The organism is Spirulina subsalsa FACHB-351 (assembly GCF_026130165.1).
GTDB lineage: Bacteria > Cyanobacteriota > Cyanobacteriia > Cyanobacteriales > Spirulinaceae > Spirulina_A > Spirulina_A subsalsa_A.
In genome coordinates this window covers 1-19,059 of record NZ_JAIHOM010000057.1, presented here as the reverse complement: position 1 = coordinate 19,059, position 19,059 = coordinate 1, and the positions used below count along the sequence as shown (strand labels likewise).

The 19,059-nt window shown below is 47.5% G+C and carries 16 protein-coding genes; 7 read left to right on the top strand and 9 right to left on the bottom strand.

Going from position 1 to position 19,059, the window contains the following annotated elements; translation table 11 throughout:
• Positions 1-161: 161 nt before the first annotated feature.
• Positions 162-1,727, top strand: coding sequence for a circadian clock protein KaiC (gene kaiC / locus K4A83_RS12705; protein ID WP_265264946.1), 1,566 nt, complete (start codon positions 162-164; stop codon positions 1,725-1,727).
• Positions 1,728-2,059: 332 nt separating this feature from the next.
• Positions 2,060-3,811 carry a diguanylate cyclase domain-containing protein gene (locus K4A83_RS12700; protein WP_265264945.1) on the top strand — a complete coding sequence of 584 codons (1,752 nt, stop codon included), beginning with the start codon at positions 2,060-2,062 and terminating at the stop codon, positions 3,809-3,811.
• 140 nt (positions 3,812-3,951) lie between these two features.
• Here the strand turns inward: K4A83_RS12700 and sds are convergent, their stop codons facing one another.
• Positions 3,952-4,923 carry a solanesyl diphosphate synthase gene (gene sds, locus K4A83_RS12695; RefSeq protein WP_265264944.1) on the bottom strand — a complete coding sequence of 324 codons (972 nt, stop codon included), beginning with the start codon at positions 4,921-4,923 and terminating at the stop codon, positions 3,952-3,954.
• A 345-nt stretch (positions 4,924-5,268) separates the two neighbouring features.
• On the opposite strand from sds, the gene K4A83_RS12690 reads away from it, so the two are divergent.
• The gene (locus tag K4A83_RS12690; protein ID WP_407810022.1) at positions 5,269-5,742 is read left to right on the top strand and encodes a peptidase; all 474 of its coding nucleotides are present in this window, start codon (positions 5,269-5,271) and stop codon (positions 5,740-5,742) included.
• Positions 5,743-6,025: 283 nt separating this feature from the next.
• Here the strand turns inward: K4A83_RS12690 and K4A83_RS12685 are convergent, their stop codons facing one another.
• The 6 genes from K4A83_RS12685 to K4A83_RS12660 all read right to left on the bottom strand — a co-directional run bounded on the left by K4A83_RS12685 (position 6,026) and on the right by K4A83_RS12660 (position 8,454).
• Positions 6,026-6,145 (bottom strand): photosystem II reaction center protein J, encoded by a 120-nt coding sequence (locus tag K4A83_RS12685; RefSeq protein WP_017304445.1) that lies wholly within the window; start codon positions 6,143-6,145, stop codon positions 6,026-6,028.
• Positions 6,146-6,194: 49 nt separating this feature from the next.
• Entirely contained in the window at positions 6,195-6,317 is a 123-nt protein-coding gene (locus K4A83_RS12680; RefSeq protein WP_071525273.1) for a photosystem II reaction center protein L, read from the bottom strand.
• 116 nt (positions 6,318-6,433) lie between these two features.
• A complete protein-coding gene (gene psbF / locus K4A83_RS12675; RefSeq protein WP_017304446.1) occupies positions 6,434-6,568 on the bottom strand; it encodes a cytochrome b559 subunit beta in 135 nt (44 codons plus the stop codon).
• Between the two features lie 28 nt (positions 6,569-6,596).
• A complete protein-coding gene (gene psbE / locus K4A83_RS12670) occupies positions 6,597-6,845 on the bottom strand; it encodes a cytochrome b559 subunit alpha (RefSeq protein ID WP_265264942.1) in 249 nt (82 codons plus the stop codon).
• A 181-nt stretch (positions 6,846-7,026) separates the two neighbouring features.
• Positions 7,027-8,040 carry a photosynthesis system II assembly factor Ycf48 gene (locus K4A83_RS12665; RefSeq protein WP_407810021.1) on the bottom strand — a complete coding sequence of 338 codons (1,014 nt, stop codon included), beginning with the start codon at positions 8,038-8,040 and terminating at the stop codon, positions 7,027-7,029.
• 66 nt (positions 8,041-8,106) lie between these two features.
• Complete coding sequence (locus tag K4A83_RS12660) at positions 8,107-8,454, bottom strand: rubredoxin (protein WP_265264940.1); 348 nt, start codon at positions 8,452-8,454, stop codon at positions 8,107-8,109.
• A gap of 652 nt (positions 8,455-9,106) precedes the next feature.
• On the opposite strand from K4A83_RS12660, the gene K4A83_RS12655 reads away from it, so the two are divergent.
• Positions 9,107-12,952: a CHAT domain-containing protein gene (locus K4A83_RS12655; protein ID WP_265264939.1), complete on the top strand. Its 3,846-nt coding sequence runs from the start codon at positions 9,107-9,109 to the stop codon at positions 12,950-12,952.
• 337 nt (positions 12,953-13,289) lie between these two features.
• The gene (locus tag K4A83_RS12650; RefSeq protein WP_265264938.1) at positions 13,290-14,018 is read left to right on the top strand and encodes a THxN family PEP-CTERM protein; all 729 of its coding nucleotides are present in this window, start codon (positions 13,290-13,292) and stop codon (positions 14,016-14,018) included.
• Positions 14,019-14,386: 368 nt separating this feature from the next.
• Here K4A83_RS12650 and mnmA read toward each other — a convergent pair whose 3' ends face one another.
• Positions 14,387-15,442: a tRNA 2-thiouridine(34) synthase MnmA gene (gene mnmA / locus K4A83_RS12645; protein WP_265264937.1), complete on the bottom strand. Its 1,056-nt coding sequence runs from the start codon at positions 15,440-15,442 to the stop codon at positions 14,387-14,389.
• A 130-nt stretch (positions 15,443-15,572) separates the two neighbouring features.
• Here mnmA and K4A83_RS12640 point away from each other — a divergent pair, with 130 nt between their 5' ends.
• A complete protein-coding gene (locus K4A83_RS12640; RefSeq protein ID WP_265264935.1) occupies positions 15,573-16,376 on the top strand; it encodes a hypothetical protein in 804 nt (267 codons plus the stop codon).
• A gap of 4 nt (positions 16,377-16,380) precedes the next feature.
• The gene (locus K4A83_RS12635; protein WP_265264933.1) at positions 16,381-17,898 is read left to right on the top strand and encodes an NAD(P)H-hydrate dehydratase; all 1,518 of its coding nucleotides are present in this window, start codon (positions 16,381-16,383) and stop codon (positions 17,896-17,898) included.
• 3 nt (positions 17,899-17,901) lie between these two features.
• Here K4A83_RS12635 and K4A83_RS12630 read toward each other — a convergent pair whose 3' ends face one another.
• Entirely contained in the window at positions 17,902-18,891 is a 990-nt protein-coding gene (locus K4A83_RS12630; RefSeq protein WP_265264932.1) for an aspartate carbamoyltransferase catalytic subunit, read from the bottom strand.
• Between the last annotated feature and the right edge of the window lie 168 nt (positions 18,892-19,059).

Below are 19,059 nucleotides of genomic sequence, written 5' to 3'. Positions count from 1 at the left end.
CCCCTGCTCGCTCTGTATCCAATGAATTAACCGTTAAATTAACCGTTAAATTAACTCCATCAACAGATTGCCACATTTCTGTTAGTATAAAAACGTTTTCTTCTAATTTTTAAACTCGTTTCTTATCTTCTATTTTACCGAACACCTTAAACAACTCAGTGATGAACCAACCTAATTCGAGTGATCACCCTTCTCATAGCACATCCATTTTAGGAGTCCGTAAAATTCGGACGATGATCGAAGGGTTTGATGAAATTAGTCATGGGGGAATGCCAATCGGAAGAACGACCCTTGTGAGTGGAACATCAGGCACAGGGAAAACCTTACTAGCTGTTCAATTCCTCTACAACGGTATTAAAAACCTCGGAGAGCCAGGAGTCTTCGTGACCTTTGAAGAATCTCCCTCAGATATTATCACGAATGCCTACAGTTTTGGCTGGAATTTACAAGAATTAATTGATCAAGGAAAACTCTTCATTCTCGATGCTTCTCCTGACCCAGAAGGTCAAGAAGTTGTGGGAAACTTTGACCTTTCTGCTTTGATTGAGCGCATTCAATACGCCATTCGTAAATATAAAGCAAAGCGGGTTTCTATTGACTCGGTAACGGCTGTTTTTCAACAGTATGAAGCCGCTTCCGTTGTGCGTCGTGAAATCTTTCGCTTAGTAGCCCGTTTAAAGCAAATTCAAGTTACCTCGATCATGACCACAGAACGGATTGAGGAATACGGTCCAGTGGCGCGTTTTGGGGTGGAAGAATTTGTTTCTGATAATGTGATTATTCTGCGCAACGTATTAGAAGGGGAACGACGACGTAGAACCATAGAAATTCTCAAATTACGCGGCACAACTCACATGAAAGGAGAATATCCTTTCACCATCACTAATGATGGGATTAATATCTTCCCCCTAGGAGCAATGCGCTTGACTCAACGTTCTTCTAATGTCCGCGCTTCTTCTGGTGTGAAGAAACTGGATGAAATGTGTGGTGGTGGTTTCTTTAAAGACTCGATTATCTTGGCCACTGGAGCCACGGGGACAGGCAAAACTCTCCTCGTCAGCAAGTTTTTACAAGAAGGCTGTCGCCAAGGAGAACGAGCGATTTTATTCGCCTATGAGGAATCCCGCGCTCAACTCTCCCGGAATGCTAGTTCTTGGGGGGTAAATTTTGAGGAAATGGAGAAAAAAGGTCTGTTAAAACTGCTCTGTTCCTATCCTGAATCGGCGGGTCTTGAAGACCACTTACAAATTATTAAATCTGAGATTGAGCAGTTTAAACCCTCTCGCATTGCCATTGACTCTCTCTCTGCGTTAGCGCGTGGGGTGACGAATAATGCTTTCCGGCAATTTGTGATCGGGGTGACAGGTTACGCGAAACAGGAAGAAATTACGGGATTTTTTACCAATACTACGGATCAATTCATGGGGTCAAATTCGATTACAGAATCCCATATTTCTACGATTACGGACACGATTATTATGTTGCAGTATGTGGAAATTCGTGGCGAAATGTCCCGGGCGATTAATGTGTTTAAAATGCGGGGTTCTTGGCATGATAAGGGAATTCGGGAGTACACGATTAGTTCCGAGGGGCCAGATATTCGTGATTCTTTCCGCAACTATGAGCGGATTATTAGCGGTTCTCCGAGTCGGATTGCGGTGGATGAGAAAACGGAGTTATCCCGTATTGTTCGAGGGGTGAAGGATAAAACGTTAGGAGAAGAATAAGGGGTGTAACGGCATAGCCATCTGCTTGAAGTTTGAATATTTTGGGTGATTTAACCAATAGGGTAGGGGGAATTCATGAATTGCCTCTACCACAACCTATTTCCGAAAAAATTATTAAATTTAATTGTGTAGTCTACGATACAGGATTATGGTCATTATAGGCACTGCGTTGTTTTTGAGCGCCCCGAACGAGGGAAAGTGAACCCGAATAACTCGCTCTACATAGTTTTGGAGTTCTAATAAGCCGATGCAGTGGGTCAAAGGTACTTGATCTGAGCCAATAGCGTGAGGGTGTTACCAGTTGAGGGCCAAGGCGATTAAGGGGAAATATTATGAAAATTTGGCAGACCAGTTTGAAATTCCGGTTAGTTAGTTATTTCTCGGTGTTGTGCTTGGTGATGACGCTGATGGCAGGTACGCTAACGTTTTTTGGCTTGCGCAAGGTGATTACGGAGAATGCGGTGGAGCATTTGGAGAGGATAACGGACTTAAAGGAGGATGCGCTGAATTTGTGGCTAGAGAATCAGCGTCAGGCGATCGCACAACTCAGTCAATTCCCCACCATTCTCACCCCCCTCACGACCCTCAATAATCCCCTGGCAACTCCTGGGGAGTTACAAAGCGCCCAAGAACAGTTACAAGCTATTTTTACCCTTTCTTTGGCGGGGAATTATGCCCTAGAAAATATCACCATTATTCATCCCCCCAATCAGGTTCTCTTCTCCACCCTGACCTCCCATTCCCCCCAACGTTTAGATCTCCTCGACTGGACCGATTTAGCTGAATCTCGCTTTGATCTCAACTCGTCCCCTAGTTCTCCCCTATTCTTGACCGTTCCCCTCACAGCGGCCGAAGAACCCTATTCTCTGGGAACGTTAGTCGCTCATCTAAACCCGGTGATTTTTCAACGCATAGCCAACAATCCAACCGGACTGGGGAAAACCGGGCGAATTTATCTGCTCAATGGTCAAGGGGAATTGATCCCCCAACTCCCTCGGGAGACAATGTTACACCCCAACCACAATCAAGGCATTGAAGGGGCGCTCAACCATCGGACGGGGGTGGGATGGTATCGCAATAGCCAATCTGTTCCGGTGATTGGGGTCTATCGTTGGTTAAAAGAATCTCATTTAGGGCTGTTGGTGGAAATGGAGCAGGCGGAACTGTTTCGACCTGTTGATCAACTGGTGTGGCAGTTGGTGAGTGCTGAACTCCTAGGCTCGATTTTATTGCTGGTGGGGGTGTATTGGCTCGCTTGTCGGATTACTCAGCCGATTTTGGCGATCGCCTACAGTGCCAGCCAAATCGCCGACGGTAACTTAAGCGTCAAAACTCCCCCTGTTAGTGATGATGAATTGGGGATTCTCGCCCAGGCCTTCAACCGCATGACGAAACATCTTTGCATTCTCTATGCGAGTCTCAATGAACAAATTGTGCGTCTCCGTTGCACGGAAACCTCCCTGCGAGAAACCTGCCAACAGCTACAACAAGAGGTTGCCGAACGCCATAAAGCGGAAATAGCCCTAGCCCAAGCCAATCAACACCTCTATCAACTGGCCACCCTAGATGGCCTCACCCAAATCGCCAACCGTCGCCAATTTGACGAAACCCTGCAACAGGAATGGAAGCGCATGGCACGGGAACGCCTTCCCCTCTCCTTGATTATGATCGACGTAGACGAATTTAAACGCTACAACGACTATTACGGTCACTTGATGGGAGATGATTGTTTACAGAAAATTGCCCAAGGTATTCAGCAGGTCCTCAAACGGTCTGGAGACTTAGTAGCGCGCTATGGTGGGGAAGAATTTGCTGTGTTACTGCCTCATACTGATACCACCGGTGCCTTGCGCCTTGCCCATTTAATTCAAGAAGCGGTTAGAGGTTTACAACTGACTCACGCCACTTCCCCCGTGCAATCCCATGTCACAGTGAGTCTAGGATTAGCCACAGTAATCCCCCATCCTGAACAAGCGGCCACTGATTTAATTGAACAAGCGGATCAGGCCTTGTTCCAAGCGAAACGGAACGGTCGTAATTGCGTTAGATCCGGTTCGGCCTTGTCTGTGATTGCCCGTTATTGACACTCTTAGGTCTAAAGACACTGAGATTCTGCGAACAGAGTAGATTTTGGTGGTCTCCAAAGTCTGACTCTCGCTACGGTGGCACAGCAAGCCCCACCTTTTGCTTTCCCCCACGAGCAAACTTATTCAGCCAGCCCAATCTAGTACATTCTGGTTAGAATATAGTCCGCCAAATCCATCAAAGCTTGATGACAGTCAGACGGTTTGAGATTTTGGAGGCTTTCAATGGCTTGCTGGGAATGGTGCGCGGCCAGTTCTCTAGAGCGTTCAATGCCGTTGCCTTGATTGACTAAGGCGATCGCCTCTTCTATATCCCCCTCTTCGCTAAATTCCCGTTCAATCAGGGTGGCTAAATAGGGACTTTCTTCCATAGCATAAAGTGCAGGTGCTGTCAAGTTTCCACTGATCAAATCAGATCCGGCGGGTTTTCCTAACACTTCACTGGAGGCGGTAAAGTCTAAAATATCATCGACAATCTGGAAGGATAACCCTAAGTGACGACCATAATTGTACAGGTCATTGGCGATCGCATCAGATACCCCACTTAACACCCCAGCCGCCTTGGCACTATTGGCCATCAAGGAAGCGGTTTTAAAATAGCTTTTTTCTAAATAGGCCTCAAGGGATAAACTCGTATCAAAGCGATTCAATCCTTGGCGGATTTCCCCCTCCGCAAAATCCCGAATCACCTCAGACAGCAGTTTCACCACCTCTAAGTTATCCAAATTTGCCAGATACCAAGAAGACTGAGCAAACAAAAAATCACCCGCCAACACCGCAATCCGATTGCCAAACAGACTATTCACTGTGGCCACATTGCGGCGAATTTCTGACTCATCCACCACATCATCATGGACTAAACTAGCCGTGTGAATCATTTCCGTGATTTCCGCCAGACGACGGTGACGAGGCGTAATGTCCTGATTTAACATAGTGCCTCGGGAGACTAACAAAACAATGGCTGGCCGTAAACGCTTGCCACCTGCTCCAAACAGATGTTCGGCGGCTGCACTTAGGATCGGGTGTTGTGCGCCAACTAATTCTTTTAAGTTCGCCGATAGGATGGTAAGGTCATGATCGACCGGGGAAAAGAGAGATGTTACTGAGGTCATTGGTGAGCCAGATTTGGCAGAATAGTTAAGAAAGTTTACATATCTTTATAAATTATATTAACAGATTCGCCCAACTGTCCTCATCTATCTGCCTGAAGGTTTTGAGCATTTTTTCTGCATTAGAGGGATGATTTCTGCTTAAGGGTAGGTTGTAGCCTGTACTCGTCAGTGATGTTTAGCATGAGGCTATGATACCATTGGGGTCAAGCCATAGGCTAAGATCAAGCCGCCCGAAAAGGGCGGGGCTTGTGTTCCATGAATTGTGGTCACGATCTCGAAAGTGTTCACCACGCCAGCCGCAGATTATGATAAAAAGGTTTGATTTTCACGGTGACTCTCAAGTTTATGCACAACACCCCTCTCCCCTCTTGGTCTTCAAGTTTACTGGCTAGTCTCACAGCTTGTACATTAGGATTGGCAACGATTCCGGTACGAGCGCAACAGCCTATGTATCGACCCATTCCCATCGTTTCCGGTCAAGTGGTAGAGGACATTCTCTCAGAACAAGATATTCCAACAGGAGATGGAGGCTTTTCACGGGATTATCGCATTCGTCTGGAAAGCAAGGATCAGGTAACGATTGATCTGATGTCCGATGAATTCGATACCATCGTGATTTTGTTGTCGGCTGATGGTAGCACCATCGGGGAAAATGACGACGGACCAGACGGGACAACGAACTCTCTCCTGTTTGCTCGCATTGTAGAGGGTGGGTATTATATTGTCAGAGTTCGCGCTTTTGGGGAAACAGGAGGCGGAAAATTTACGCTGAAAGTGACGCGCTTACGTCCGGTGGATGAAGATGATGCTACTGATTAGGGCTTGCTGAATAACTCGGGGAGTCGGGAGTCGGGAGTCGGGGAGCAGGGGAGTGGGGGAGCAGGGGAGTGGGGAATTGATAATTGACAATTGACAATTGATAATTATTTCCGATTCCCTATTCCCTATTCCCTATTCCCTTGTTGAGTCTAGCGTTGGGCTTTTTCAGCCGACCCCAAAGAGGGTCAAGACTGCCCAAAACTAATCCCCTCACCTGCTAGAGGTGAGGGGATTTTAGAGCTTTTTGTTAACTGGGTTAACTAGGCCTGTAGGCAGAAAACTTCTACAGAGAAGAACCTACCCCAGCATAAGCACCGTAGAAAAAGATGCCAACCACTGCAATTACACCTAAACCTGCAATCACAGCAACCAGCCACAAAGGAATACGCCCATCTGCAAACATTTCTTCAATACCTCACTAATGGTTCCCAATACGGTTTACACAAGCTGCTCTAGTTAAAGAAATAACTAGAGAACAAAATACCCAACACAAAAATCAACAGCAAACCAAGGAACAAAGAAGTCCGGTTTAACTCAACAGGTTGTCTATTTGGATTTGGCGTTCTTTCCATGATTTTAACCTCTGTTTGTCGCGTTTTTTTATCGCGTTGTTTGTCATTTGCCGATTTCCTTTATATCCCTGATGTTAGTCACATCAAAGGATAGGCGAAAATCACTAAACCTGAATAAATTAGCGTTGAATAAACTGCATGGCAGCGATCGCACCTAAAAAGAAAACGGTGGGAACTGCCAAGGTGTGAACCGCCAACCAACGGACGGTAAAAATGGGATAGGAAACAGGTTGATTCGGGTTGTTACTGGTCATTTTGATATCCTCTCAAATTAGAAACCGTTTACTTGCCAGAGAATTCTTGCACTTGTTGTTTTGCAGTATAGCGGTCAGAAATAATGGGTAATTCCTGACGATCTTGGGTGAAATACTCGTTAGGGCGAGGGGTGCCAAAAGCGTCATAGGCTAGACCTGTGCTAACGAATAGCCAGCCCGCAATAAATAACATGGGGATGGTAATGCTGTGAATCACCCAGTAACGAATACTGGTGACAATATCAGAAAAGGGGCGTTCTCCTGTTGTACCTGCCATGAATGAATCTCCTGAACAAATGTTGAATCTCTAAATGATGTCATTTTACTGCACATTGTGACAGACCCTGTGCCAAAACGATACAGTTTTTCTCCGGGTTGACTGAGTAGAATTACTCTCTAGTCTGGAGTTCCTCAGTCTGTTAAGGGACGAAATCCAACCCCTTGGGCAAGACCCAAAATTAAGCATTTTCTAGGTCTGGTTCATAGCGGAGTAAGATACCGCGATCGCCTAGAATAAATCCCTTGTCCTGCCCTATAAATAGGATTTTATAAAAGTTAGTCGGGACAGTTTCCACAGCCCGGTCTTTTTGCCACGTTTCGCCCCCATCCTCACTGACTAGGAGGTTGCCACTGCCACCGGATACCCAAATTTCCTCGGGGGTACGGTAGGCAATATCTAGCAGCCCCCAACTGGTGGACACTTCGGGGTAAATCACCTCATCCCAAAGGCTTTCCTCGCCATCAGCATCGGGGCGGCTAAATTGGATTTGTCCCCCCCGGGCCAGTAGCCACTGCCGTCCATCGGCTCCAAAGCCCATATTTTGCAGACGGCGGGAACTGGTGCGTTGATGGGGTTGCCAAGCGGTTTCTCCGGGTTCCCAAGTGGAATAGAAGTTCCCCTTAGCGGAAACGGCAATATAGGAACCATCGGGCGATCGCTCCATATTTCGGACAACACCCACCGCCTCCTGTACCAAAGCCTTCCAGTGTTTTGCTCCGTCGTTAGTTTGATAAATCGCCCCCACATCGGTAGCCATTTCCGCTTGGTTACGTCCTAAAGCGAAAATCTTATAAGGAGAACCGGGTAACTTACTGCTCAAAGGAATCCGATCCCAAGAGTCGCCCCCGTTGGTCGTATGTAAGAGAATGGACGGTTTCCCCACAATCCAACCCTCTTGACCCAAAAAACTAACCGAGGTAAAACTAACTTTTTCCTCACCCAAGTCAAAGGTGCGCGGTTCCCATGTTTTGCCCCCATCTTGGGTTTCAAACAAGGTCGTCCGACTGCCCACCAACCAGCCATGATTGCCGTTGTCCGTAAAAGCTACATCAGAAAGCACGGCATCCGTGGACAGATCAACCACCTGCCAAGGGTTGTAACCAACATTAGGAACAGTGCTACAGCCCGCCGCGAAGACCACCACGGCACAAAATATGAGAAATTGTTTGAGTTTCTTCACAAAAGAGTTCATCATACTCACTAAATAAATGAGGGTAGGCCTATTGAGTTTCTCCCCAAACCACGGCTTATCTAAGGTTTAACGTAAACCGTACAAGCTTAAAAAGAATAAAATCGCAACCCCCAACGCTCCAAAAATGAGCAGGTTTTTCTGTCCGGGGGTGAGACGATTCACCCCAAAACCATAGTCGAGATTTTCTTTAAAACCGGAGGGCGCACCAGAAGACCCAATATTGCGGAATTGAGTTCGTTTGGCACTACATACTGGACAACGCCAACCTGCCGGGAGGTCAACGAATTCTGTTCCGGGGGGAACGCCCGCGTTGCTATCGCCTTTACTTGGCTCATACACATAGCCACAACTTAGGCACTCATAGCGAGGCGGTGCTTGCTCTGCTAGGGTTTGCTCTTGCGCTGGTTCGCTCATTACTTTTGCTGAAAGCAAATCTTAAAATCTTTATTACGAATTATCTCATAATTTGTCAGATTTGTGACATTCGGGGTTGGAGGGTAGGCAATCTTGACAAGTTAAGCCTTTTCTCCTCTTGTCAAGGTCAGCCTTGGTTAAGCCCTTACTCAGGGGGACTAGGGGGGAAAGTCCAAAGAAACCCAATTTCGAGATAACGAGCCATGGAAATTCTCTCTATCTTTCGAGATTTGGAGAAACTCGCATCGTACCCGTAAGGTTGATGTCGGGAGTCGTTACGATAGATTCAGTCATAATCATCGCATTTATACCTATTACAATGCCCAAATTTATTGGGGTTAGAATGTTATATAGCGTTCCCAAATCATTGATCAACTCTCAGAGGGGTTTCTCATAATACTTCAAGCTCCTTGTAACCCTTGTAACCCTTGTATCCTGTTCCCTATTCCCCTTGCTTTACCTTGTGGATTACAAAACTCAAGTGGAAACGCTATATCACTCAACATTGTAAAGTTTCACAGTTGACCTTGTACCTTCATTGAAACACTAAATAAAAATGACTTGGTTATTTTCTTGGCTTAAATCATGCACTCCCAAAACGTCTCAAAATGAGAATTCTAGATACTCCTTGGTAAATCCTTCCATACCATTAATGTTGATTTTTGTCAACCTATTAATGTATTTACCCCAACAAAAACCCCTCCTTGCCCAAACCATCACCCCCGCCAACGACGGCACCGGCACCCTCATCACCCCCAACGGCAATCAGATCCAAATCACAGGCGGCACCCTTTCCTCAGACGGGAAAAACCTCTTTCACAGCTTCCAACAATTTGGACTGAACCCCCAACAAATCGCCGACTTTCTGAGTAATCCCCAACACCAGAACATTCTCGGTCGCATCGTTGGGGGAGATCCTTCTGTCATTAACGGCCTGCTACAAGTGACAGGCAGTAACGCCAACTTGTACCTCATGAACCCGGCCGGGATTATTTTCGGACCAGAGGCACAACTCAACGTTCCGGGGGACTTTTTCGCCACCACAGCCACAGGGATTGGATTTGGGGATAATAACTGGTTCAACGCTTGGGGTGAAAATGACCACAGCAACTTAACGGGAACTCCCTTTCAATTTGCCTTTGACTTAAACCCAAACGGCAGTATTATCAACGCCGGGCAATTAGACCTCAATCCCGGACAAACTCTCACTCTCTTGGGGGGACAAGTCATCAACACCGGAACCCTTAGCACTTCGGCCGGGACAATTATCATCAGTGCCGTGCCGGAGCAAGGTGTTGTCACCCTCTCCCAACCGGGACAACTGTTAAGCTTAGAAATCAAACCCCCCCGAGACAACAACGGGCAGATTTTACCCATCACCCCTTTAGATTTACCCCAACTGCTCACCGGGTCCCCTGTAGAAACTGGGTTAACGGTACAGGATAATCAAGTCACCCTCAACGCCACAGGAACCGTATTACCGAATACCCCCGGCTTGACCATCCTGGGGGGACAAATGGATGTTTCAGGACTCACAGGGGGAAATTTCTTCGGTTTAGGGGAGATTGTGGGGGTGTTTAACGGCACGATTAACGCTTCGGGGGAGTTGGGAGGGGGAAATGTTTTCCTGGGGGGAGATTACCGAGGACAAGGTACGATTCCCAATGCTTGGCGGACGGTGGTAAATGGGAATTCCCGGATTAGTGCCGATGGGCTGACTTCGGGAGATGGGGGAAGGGTGATCTTGTGGGCGGATGATTTCACCGGATTTTATGGAGAAATTACGGTGAGAGGGGGAGCCGAGGGAGGAGATGGGGGGTTTGTGGAAGTGTCGGGGGAACAGGATTTAGTGTTCCGGGGTAAGGTTGATTTAACGGCCGCTCATGGATTAGCGGGAACGCTTTTGCTAGACCCGGAGAATATTCAGATTGTTGCATTTGATGGAGCTAATGATAATGAAATAGCAGATGGTGAGATTTTAGCGGGGGATTCGCCGGGGGCTACTTTTACCATTAGTGCAACGGCTTTAACTGACTTCTTCGTAGGTACAGTTATTTTAGAAGCGACGAATAACATAACCATTGATCCGGGTGTTTCTTTGAGCTTTGGGAGTGGTGTGACGGATTTAATTATCCGTGCCGATGCGGATCGAGATGGGAATGGGGTGTTTAGTATGGATTCGTCCCAGTCTTTAGATTTTGTCGGAACGAATCTCACGATTGAAGGGGCAGAAATTACTTTAGGAAATTTGTCTTTTAATGACGCGGGAAATGTCACACTAACAACGACACAAAGCCGCTCTTTTGGGGGGAATATTCTCTTTAACTCCATTGACACATTAGATAATGTGACGATTGCAGCCAATGGGACAGTACGGGGAACAGGAGTGGGTGTTGATTATACGATTACAACGGATGCAAGCTCTACGGTAAGTATTACCCATGATGGAGGGCCAACCAATGCGCCGTTTGTGCTGAATGATGCCACAGTCAATGGATTAGCGTCCGGTATTCTATTGACGGATTCTCCCGACATAGAGGTAACTTCTGGGTCTTATCCGGTGCTGCCGAGTGGGGGAGCGGTCAATCCTCACCCTCAAGTGACGATTACTTCCGTGAATAGTCCCCCGACGGTGCAACCTCTCAGCGTTTCTCTGGCATCAGGACAATCGGTTTCCTTTGGTTATACTCAACTGTTGAATCAGATTAGTGATGTTAATGCGGATTGGATTACCAGCATTACGTTGAGCAATTTTAGTAATCAAGGGACGTTAAGGGTTAATGGAATTCCGGTAGTGGGTGATTCGGTGGTTTTATCTTCGGGGGATGTGGTGGAGTTTACGCCCTTCTCAACGGCATCGGGTGAGTTGATTTTATTTCGTCTCAGTGCCAGTGATGGGGTGGCTTTAGGGTCGAATAATATTTTGGCAGTCTTGCCGTCTTCTCCGGTTTCTCCAATGCCTCCCCCGGGTTCTGTAACGCCTTCTTCCCCGGAGGGGGAAGCCCCTATTCCAGAAGGGTCTGAAGCGTTTAATTTCCGGGACTGTGTGGGCTGTGAGGATCTGCTGCTAGGGAATAAACAGGGGAATTTTGAGGAAGATGATTTTATGGAGGAGGGGGAGAGTTTTGATGAGGTGATGGGGGATGGGTCTTCGGTTTTAGATATGGCTCAGGAGGAACTGGATCGGAATTTTACCTCGGAGTTTGAGGAGTATTTTGAGGGGTTGATTGGAGAGGTTCCTGAGGTGACGCTAGGAGAGGCACAGGATGTTTTAAATAATGTTGCTCGTCAAGCGGATATTACTCCGGCCTTCGTTTATGTGAGTTTTGGGACTTCGGTGGCGAATTTATGGCCGCCGGATGGTTCGGGGGAGCGTCTTTTTGCTTCGGTGGATCCCCTATTTTGGGATTTGGCACGGAATGAGCAGGATAGTCCTTTTGGGTCGGAGAGTGATGAGTTGAGGCTGGTTTTGATTACGCCTCAAGGTCGCCCGATGATTCGGACGGTGTTTGGGGTGACGCGAGGTCAGGTGATGGAACAGGCGGACCAGTTGCGCCGCACGGTGACGAATGCTCGCCGTCCGAGGGCTTTTATGGAACCAGCACAACAGTTGTATCAGTGGGTGATTGCGCCTTTGGAGCAGGAGTTAGAGGCGCGGGAGATTGATAATATTGCTTTTGTGATGGATGGGGGGATGCGATCGCTCCCTATTGCCGCTCTCCATGATGGCAACCAGTTCCTGATTGAACGGTTTAGTCTAGGGATGATGCCCAGTTTAGCCCTCACCGATACGACCTATCGGGATTTGCGCAATAGTCAAGTTTTAGCAATGGGAGCATCTGAGTTTAATTTGCAGGATGAGGGGGTGGATTTACTCCCACTCCCGGGGGTACCTTTTGAGTTGGAGTTAATTACTCAAAAGTTATGGCGGGGGTCTAAGTTTCTCAATGAACAGTTTACGGTGGAAAATTTGCGGGCGACTCGCGCTCAAAGTCCCTATGGTATTGTGCATTTGGGGACTCATGGGGCGTTTAAACCGGGACGGATTACGGGGTCCTATTTAGCGTTACATCATGGCAAGGTACCGTTACCGAATCTGCGGGACTTGGGATTACATAATCCTCCAGTGGATTTGCTGGTGTTGAGTGCTTGTCAGACGGCACTGGGCGATCGCAATGCAGAATTAGGTTTCGCTGGACTTGCCGTAGCCTCGGGAGCCAGAACCGCTTTAGGGAGTCTCTGGTATGTCAGTGATCAAGGAACCGCCACCTTAATGGCTAGCTTTTATCAAGCTCTCCAAGAAAAATCTACCAAAACCGAAGCCCTACAAAAAGCCCAACTCGCCATGTTACGCGGTCAAGCCCGAGTTGAGGCCGGAGAGTTAATTATGGGTGACATTCGTTTCCCTCTCAGTCCAGAGTTAGCCGCTTTAGGGGATGCGAACCTCACTCATCCCTACTATTGGAGTTCTTTCACCTTAATTGGCAGTCCTTGGTAAGGTGTGAAAGATAAGTCAGATATAGCGTTTCCCCATCATTGATCAACTCTCAGAGAAGTTTCTCATAATACTTCAAGCTCCTTGTAACCCTTGTATACTGTTCCCAGATCCGGTGTTCCCTATTCCCAGATCCGGTGTTCCCTGTTCCCTTTGCTTTCCCTTGTGGATTACAAAACTCACAGGGAAACACTATATAAACAATAATTTTGCAAAATGCAATTGATTTTGCCCTCAATCAGGGAACTTCTGACCACTAAAAAGCAATCAATTCATCCAGTCTTTCATCTGTTTGTTGCAGAGAGCGTTATCCTAATCAATTACACAAGGAATAATTAAGATGAGTCAATGGTCTAAGCTTGCTCCAGCCATGAGCATGGTATCTAGTACGGTTGCGGTTAGTCTCGCCTTGAGTTCGCCGTTACAAGCCGCCTCTTTCACAATTGATAATATTACTGGGACTTGGTTTAATCTTCAAGGAACCAGTGTTTTTAACGGAGTCGGAACTGATCAAGTTCGCTGGGGAGATCCCGCAACCTTGAGCGGTCAAAGTGGTTTAAATTTTCAGACGACTTCCAGTTTGGGTTTAATTAGTAGTGGGAGCAATTTTGTCTTAGGAGAATTAACCCATTTGAACTTTCCCGTTTGGGGTGGAACGGCTGCTTCTGGAGTTGATTTGTTGCTATCAATGGCTATTGATGGGGTAGATTATGATTTTAATTACACCTTTACCATTGATGAAACCCCTAATGTGGCTGGTCTTTGTCCTGACTTTCAAATCAGTACCACTCCCTGCGACGATAAGATTGATTTCACCAGTCCATTCAGCACTACAACTTTTGTCAAAAATGGGTTTCAATACACCTTAGAACTGTTAGGATTTAGCCGCACGATTGATGGTTTTGCTCCTGTTTCTTCGTTTATTACTGAAGAATATCAAGCCTCTTCCGCCTTTTTAGTGGCCCGGGTTACAAAAGATCCAAACTCCATTCCTGAACCTAATTCTCTTCTCGGAATGCTCCTCCTTGCACTCGCAAGCGCAGGAATTAAACGACGAGGTTTCCATTAACGCTCCCGTCGCTGAAAGCAGGGGAGAGGGGGAGCAGGGGAGCAGGGGAGAAATTCCCTATCACCTATTCCCTATTCCCTTGTTGAGTCTAGCGTTGGGCTTTTTCAGCAGACCCTATCTAGAGTCTTTTGATCTCTTTCAAAAAAATATTAAAAAATGTGAATTTTGATAGACAAGACTCTGGGATTATGAGATGATTTTTTTAATTAAAAATGCTTCATAATGGGAGTGGTTGCAGCATTTTTAAAAACGCAACCACTCCCATTATATAGGTTATCATTTGTCAAGTCAAAAGTCAAGAGTTTCCGCCCTAGGAATTCGCCTAGCAACTCCCCAGAAATCTCCCCAGAAATAACGTAGAGAGGATGTCACCTAGGCCGTTCAATAATTCCCCCCCCTAACAACAATTCCCCTTGATAAAAAACCGCCGCTTGTCCGGGAGTAATCCCAAACTGAGGTTCATCAAAAACTACCTTAACCCGACCATCCCCTAAAGGAATCACATCAACAGGAACCGGAAGAGTGCGATAACGAACCCTAGCCTGACAACGAATCGGAATTGTGGGGGCAGAAATCGACAGCCAATTAAGGCGTTGTACCGTACAATCTGGTTGAGTGGCATCTTCCCGACTCCCCACTACAACGCGATTCATTACCGGGTCTAAAGCCATCACATACAAAGGTTCTGGCGCAGCAATACCAATCCCTTTCCGTTGTCCGATGGTGTAGTGATGGATGCCTTGATGTTGCCCCAAAACTTTCCCCTCTTTATTGACAATATCCCCGGTTTTTTGGTCAATATAACGGTCTAAAAAGTCTCGCATAGAACCATGAGACTCCACTAAACACAAATCTTGACTTTCCGGTTTATCCGCCGTTTTCAGATTATATTGAGTGGCAATTTTGCGGGTTTCTTCCTTGGTCATTTCACCCAAGGGAAACAAGGTATGGGCTAAAAACTCTTGACAAAGATCATACAAAAAATAAGACTGATCTTTGTGTTTATCCACCGCACAAAGTAACTGATAACGCCCACTGGCTTCATCGTAGCGAATGCGCGCATAGTGGCCTGTCGCAATGTGATCAATTCCTAGTTCACTTTGGGCATAATTCAACATGGGGCCAAATTTGACCGTGCGATTACATTGGGAACAAGGTAGCGGTGTAACTCCCGACTCATAACCTGAAACCAGATAGTCTACAATATGTTCTTGAAACAAGTCCCGACTATCGACTACATGATGGGACACCCCTAATTGTTCACAAATCATTGCCGCGTCAACCATGCCTTCGGAACAGCATTGACCTTTCCCTTTCATTAACCACAGGGTTAAACCGACCACTTCATGGCCTTGATGATGGAGGATGGCGGCGGCTGTTGAACTATCAACACCACCGGATAAACCGACAACTACTTTGCTCATAACAGGTTTAGGGAATGCGGGACAAAGGGGGTCAAGGCTAGTCAACCCACCCCGAGAAAAAATTAAAATGAGAATAATCGCTCTACTATTATGGCGTATTTGTCGGAAACACAGTCTATAGGGTGAGTGTATGAAGAACTGTCTCAGATGGCCACAATGGATTAAGTCTCGTGGATTCTGCCGAGGGGTGGGGGTACTCTTGGGATGGGGGGCGTTCCCGATGGGGACTGTAGCGCAAATTCCCACCTTTTTCCCGCCAGCCATACCCCAACAAGCTCCGGGGTCTGTGCCTGTGGTGGGGGAAAGTCAATTTTTTGGCGGTTACTCTTACGATAACGTCAATTTTCCGCCCCGTTTATCCCCGAATAGTCGCTTTTCGGTGCAGGTTCCCTATGAGGGGCCTTGGTCGTTGGAGATGGCCCGTCGGGTAGACCGGGAGGCGTTTTTACGATCAGATCAAATGATCCAAGTGGGGCGTTTTGGTTATGGGGATAATGCCTTAAATCGGACGCGGGAGTTGGAACGGGAGGGGTTACGGGTGAGGATTTTGGAGGAGGATGGGAATTTTCGCCGGGTGGTGTATGAGACGGGGGGGGGAAGTTTTCCGCCTTCGGTTGGGGTAGTCCCTCCGGCTGTTGTACCCCCAACGGCTCCGGCTTATCGGGTTTGTCCTGACCCGAGAAGTGGTCCGACGGTTAATTTATCCTCCCGGGGGTATTTGGTGATTATTCCCACGGGGGAAGAGCAGGTTTTAAGTCTATGTCAAAATGTGCGGCGAATTGTTGATTTAAATCGTTTTGTGGTGATTCGTGACCAACCCCGAGGGTTACATATTGCGGTAGGTTTCTTTCCGCGTTTAGAAGAGGCTCGATATTGGCAAAGTCGCCTACAGTCTGAAGGGTTTATGGATGCCCGAGTGTTTTACAATCGCTAGTGTTATGAATATTAATTCAATTATTGTCACGGCTGACCAAATGCGCCAAATTGAGGGGCGGATTTTTGAGGCGGGGATGCCTGTACCTGCTTTGATGGAAAAGGTGGCGGGGTTAATTACAAGGCGTTTTGTGGAGCTTTATCCTCTGTTTCGTTATCCCAAAGTGGGGGTTTTAATTGGGCCAGGACATAATGGGGGGGATGCGCTAGTGATGGCGCGGGAGTTGCATCTAAGGGGACATATTATAACAGGATTTTGTCCATTTGACAAGAAAAAAGAGTTAACAGATTGTCATTTTAAGTATGTTCAAAGTTTGGGCGTTCCTATTAGTCGGGAGATTGAGAGTTTATATGATTGTGATGTGTTGATTGATGGGATTTTTGGCTTTGGTTTAACTCGGGAATTGCGGGGGGAAATTGCGACGACGTTTGAGAGAATTAATCAATGGGGAAAACCTGTTTTAAGCATTGATTTACCGTCGGGGATTCATACGGATACGGGGGAGGTTTTAGGGGTTGCAATTCGGGCGAGTCAGACGCTTTGTTTGGGGTTGTGGAAGGCGGCTTGTTTTCAGGATTCGGCGTTGGGTCATTTGGGAGAGGTGGAGTTAGTGGAGTTTGGTATTCCTCTGGGGGATATTGAGGCGGTTTTACCTCATCCTGTGCTGATTCAACGGATGACGCGAGAGGTGTTTGTTGAAAGTTTACCGTTGCCGCGCCCGGTGGTGACGCATAAGTATAAACAGGGGCATTTGTTGTTAATTTGTGGGTCAAAACGCTTTGCGGGGGCGGCGCTGTTGAGTGGTTTGGGGGCGAGGGCGAGTGGGGTGGGAATGTTGTCTATTGCGATTCCGAGTTCTTTGAAGCCTATTCTGGTGAGTGCGTTGCCGGAGGCGCTGATTTTGGATTGCCCGGAAACGGAAACGGGTGCGATCGCAGAATTGCCCAATATCCCTTTAGAAGATTATAGTGCGATCGCCTGTGGTCCGGGCTTAAGTGTGGAGGCCGAGAACGCTGTACAAGGAGTCTTAGCTGCCCAATCCCCCCTGATTCTCGATGCCGATGGGTTAAACATCTTAGCGGTTTCCCACACCCTAGCCATGCTCTCTCAACGCACCTCTCCCACCATTCTCACCCCCCATCTCGGCGAGTTTAAGCGCTTGTTCCCGGATATTGCCCCCCAAAATGCCTTAACTGCGACCCAGCAAGGGGCGGAACAGAGTGGAACTATTGTTCTATTAAAAGGAGCGAGAACCTGTATTGCTGCCCCTCACGGTTCTCAGTGGGTGATTAGTGAAAGTACACCGGCCCTAGCGAGAGGGGGGAGTGGGGATGTTTTAACAGGATTAATGGGGGGGTTAATTGCCCAAACCACCACCTTAGAACGTCCCCTAGAGCAACGGGTGGCCGGTGCCGCATGGTGGCACGCTCAAGCGGGGATTTTAGCCGCTCAAGAGCGCACAGAATTAGGAGTAGATGCTTTTACCTTATCTCAGTATTTAGGGCGGGTATTGAGCCATTGAGAGTTATAGCACAGGGCTTCCCGTCGGAAAAGCTAACAGATAAAGTAGAGCCATGCGTATAGCCACCCCACTGGTGACTTGTTGATTAATTAAGCTGAGACGGGGATCATCCATTAAATCGGAACTTAGTTCAACTCCACGATTGACAGGGCCTGGGTGGAGGATTTTCACGTCGGGATGGCACAGTTGCAGGCGATCGCGTGTAATGCCAAATTGTTGATGATATTCCCGTAAACTGGGCAGTAGATTCTGGGTCATGCGCTCTTTTTGTAGACGCAGGGCCATGATAAAATCGGCACCTTGGAGGGCGGGGGCGAGTTCCCAATGGAGCGTCACTTGACCCATCTCTGCAAAAAGAGAGGGGAGCAGGGTAGGAGGGGCGGCTAGATGGACATCAGCCCCGGCCGCGCTTAGACTCCAGATATTAGAGCGGGCGACTCTAGAATGGAGGATATCCCCGACAATGGCGATTTTTTTCCCGGCGAGACAGTGAAGACGAGGGGCTTCAAAGTCAATTAAAGAACAGAGGGTAAATAAATCCAGTAGGGCCTGGGAGGGGTGTTCATGTAAGCCATCTCCAGCATTTAAGACTTTAACTCCCGCTTGCAGGTGATCCATCGCTTGGGCGATCGCACCGGGAACCCCAGACTGGCGATGGCGAATGACCATAATGTTAGCCCCCATTGCCCAATAGGTCTTAGCCGTGTCTAAAATCGTCTCTCCCTTCGTTAAGGAGGAAGTCCCGGGGGCAAAGTTCAGGGTATCCGATGATAGACGTTTAGCGGCCAGTTCAAAGCTGCTGCGGGTGCGGGTAGAAGGTTCAAAAAACAGGTTAGCCACCACTTGACCTTGTAGGGCGGGGACTTTTTTGGTGCGACGGGAGAGAACTTCTCGGAAACTAGCGGCGGTTTGTAGAACGGTATCATATTCCCTCGGGCTAAAGTCAGCGAGGGAGAGGACATGATGGCGAGTCCAAGTAGTGGTTTCAGTCATTTTCTGCGGAAATAGAGAGTAGGGGCGCAACACTTGCTAGTTGACCAAAAATAATGGGTTTCAAGCCCCGCCCTTCCAGGGCGGCATTAGGAGTGCTACAATGATACCAAGCAAGCCAGTGTCAAACAATGTTTGTTCTCGAATACAAGGTCAAACCTAAACCTTATC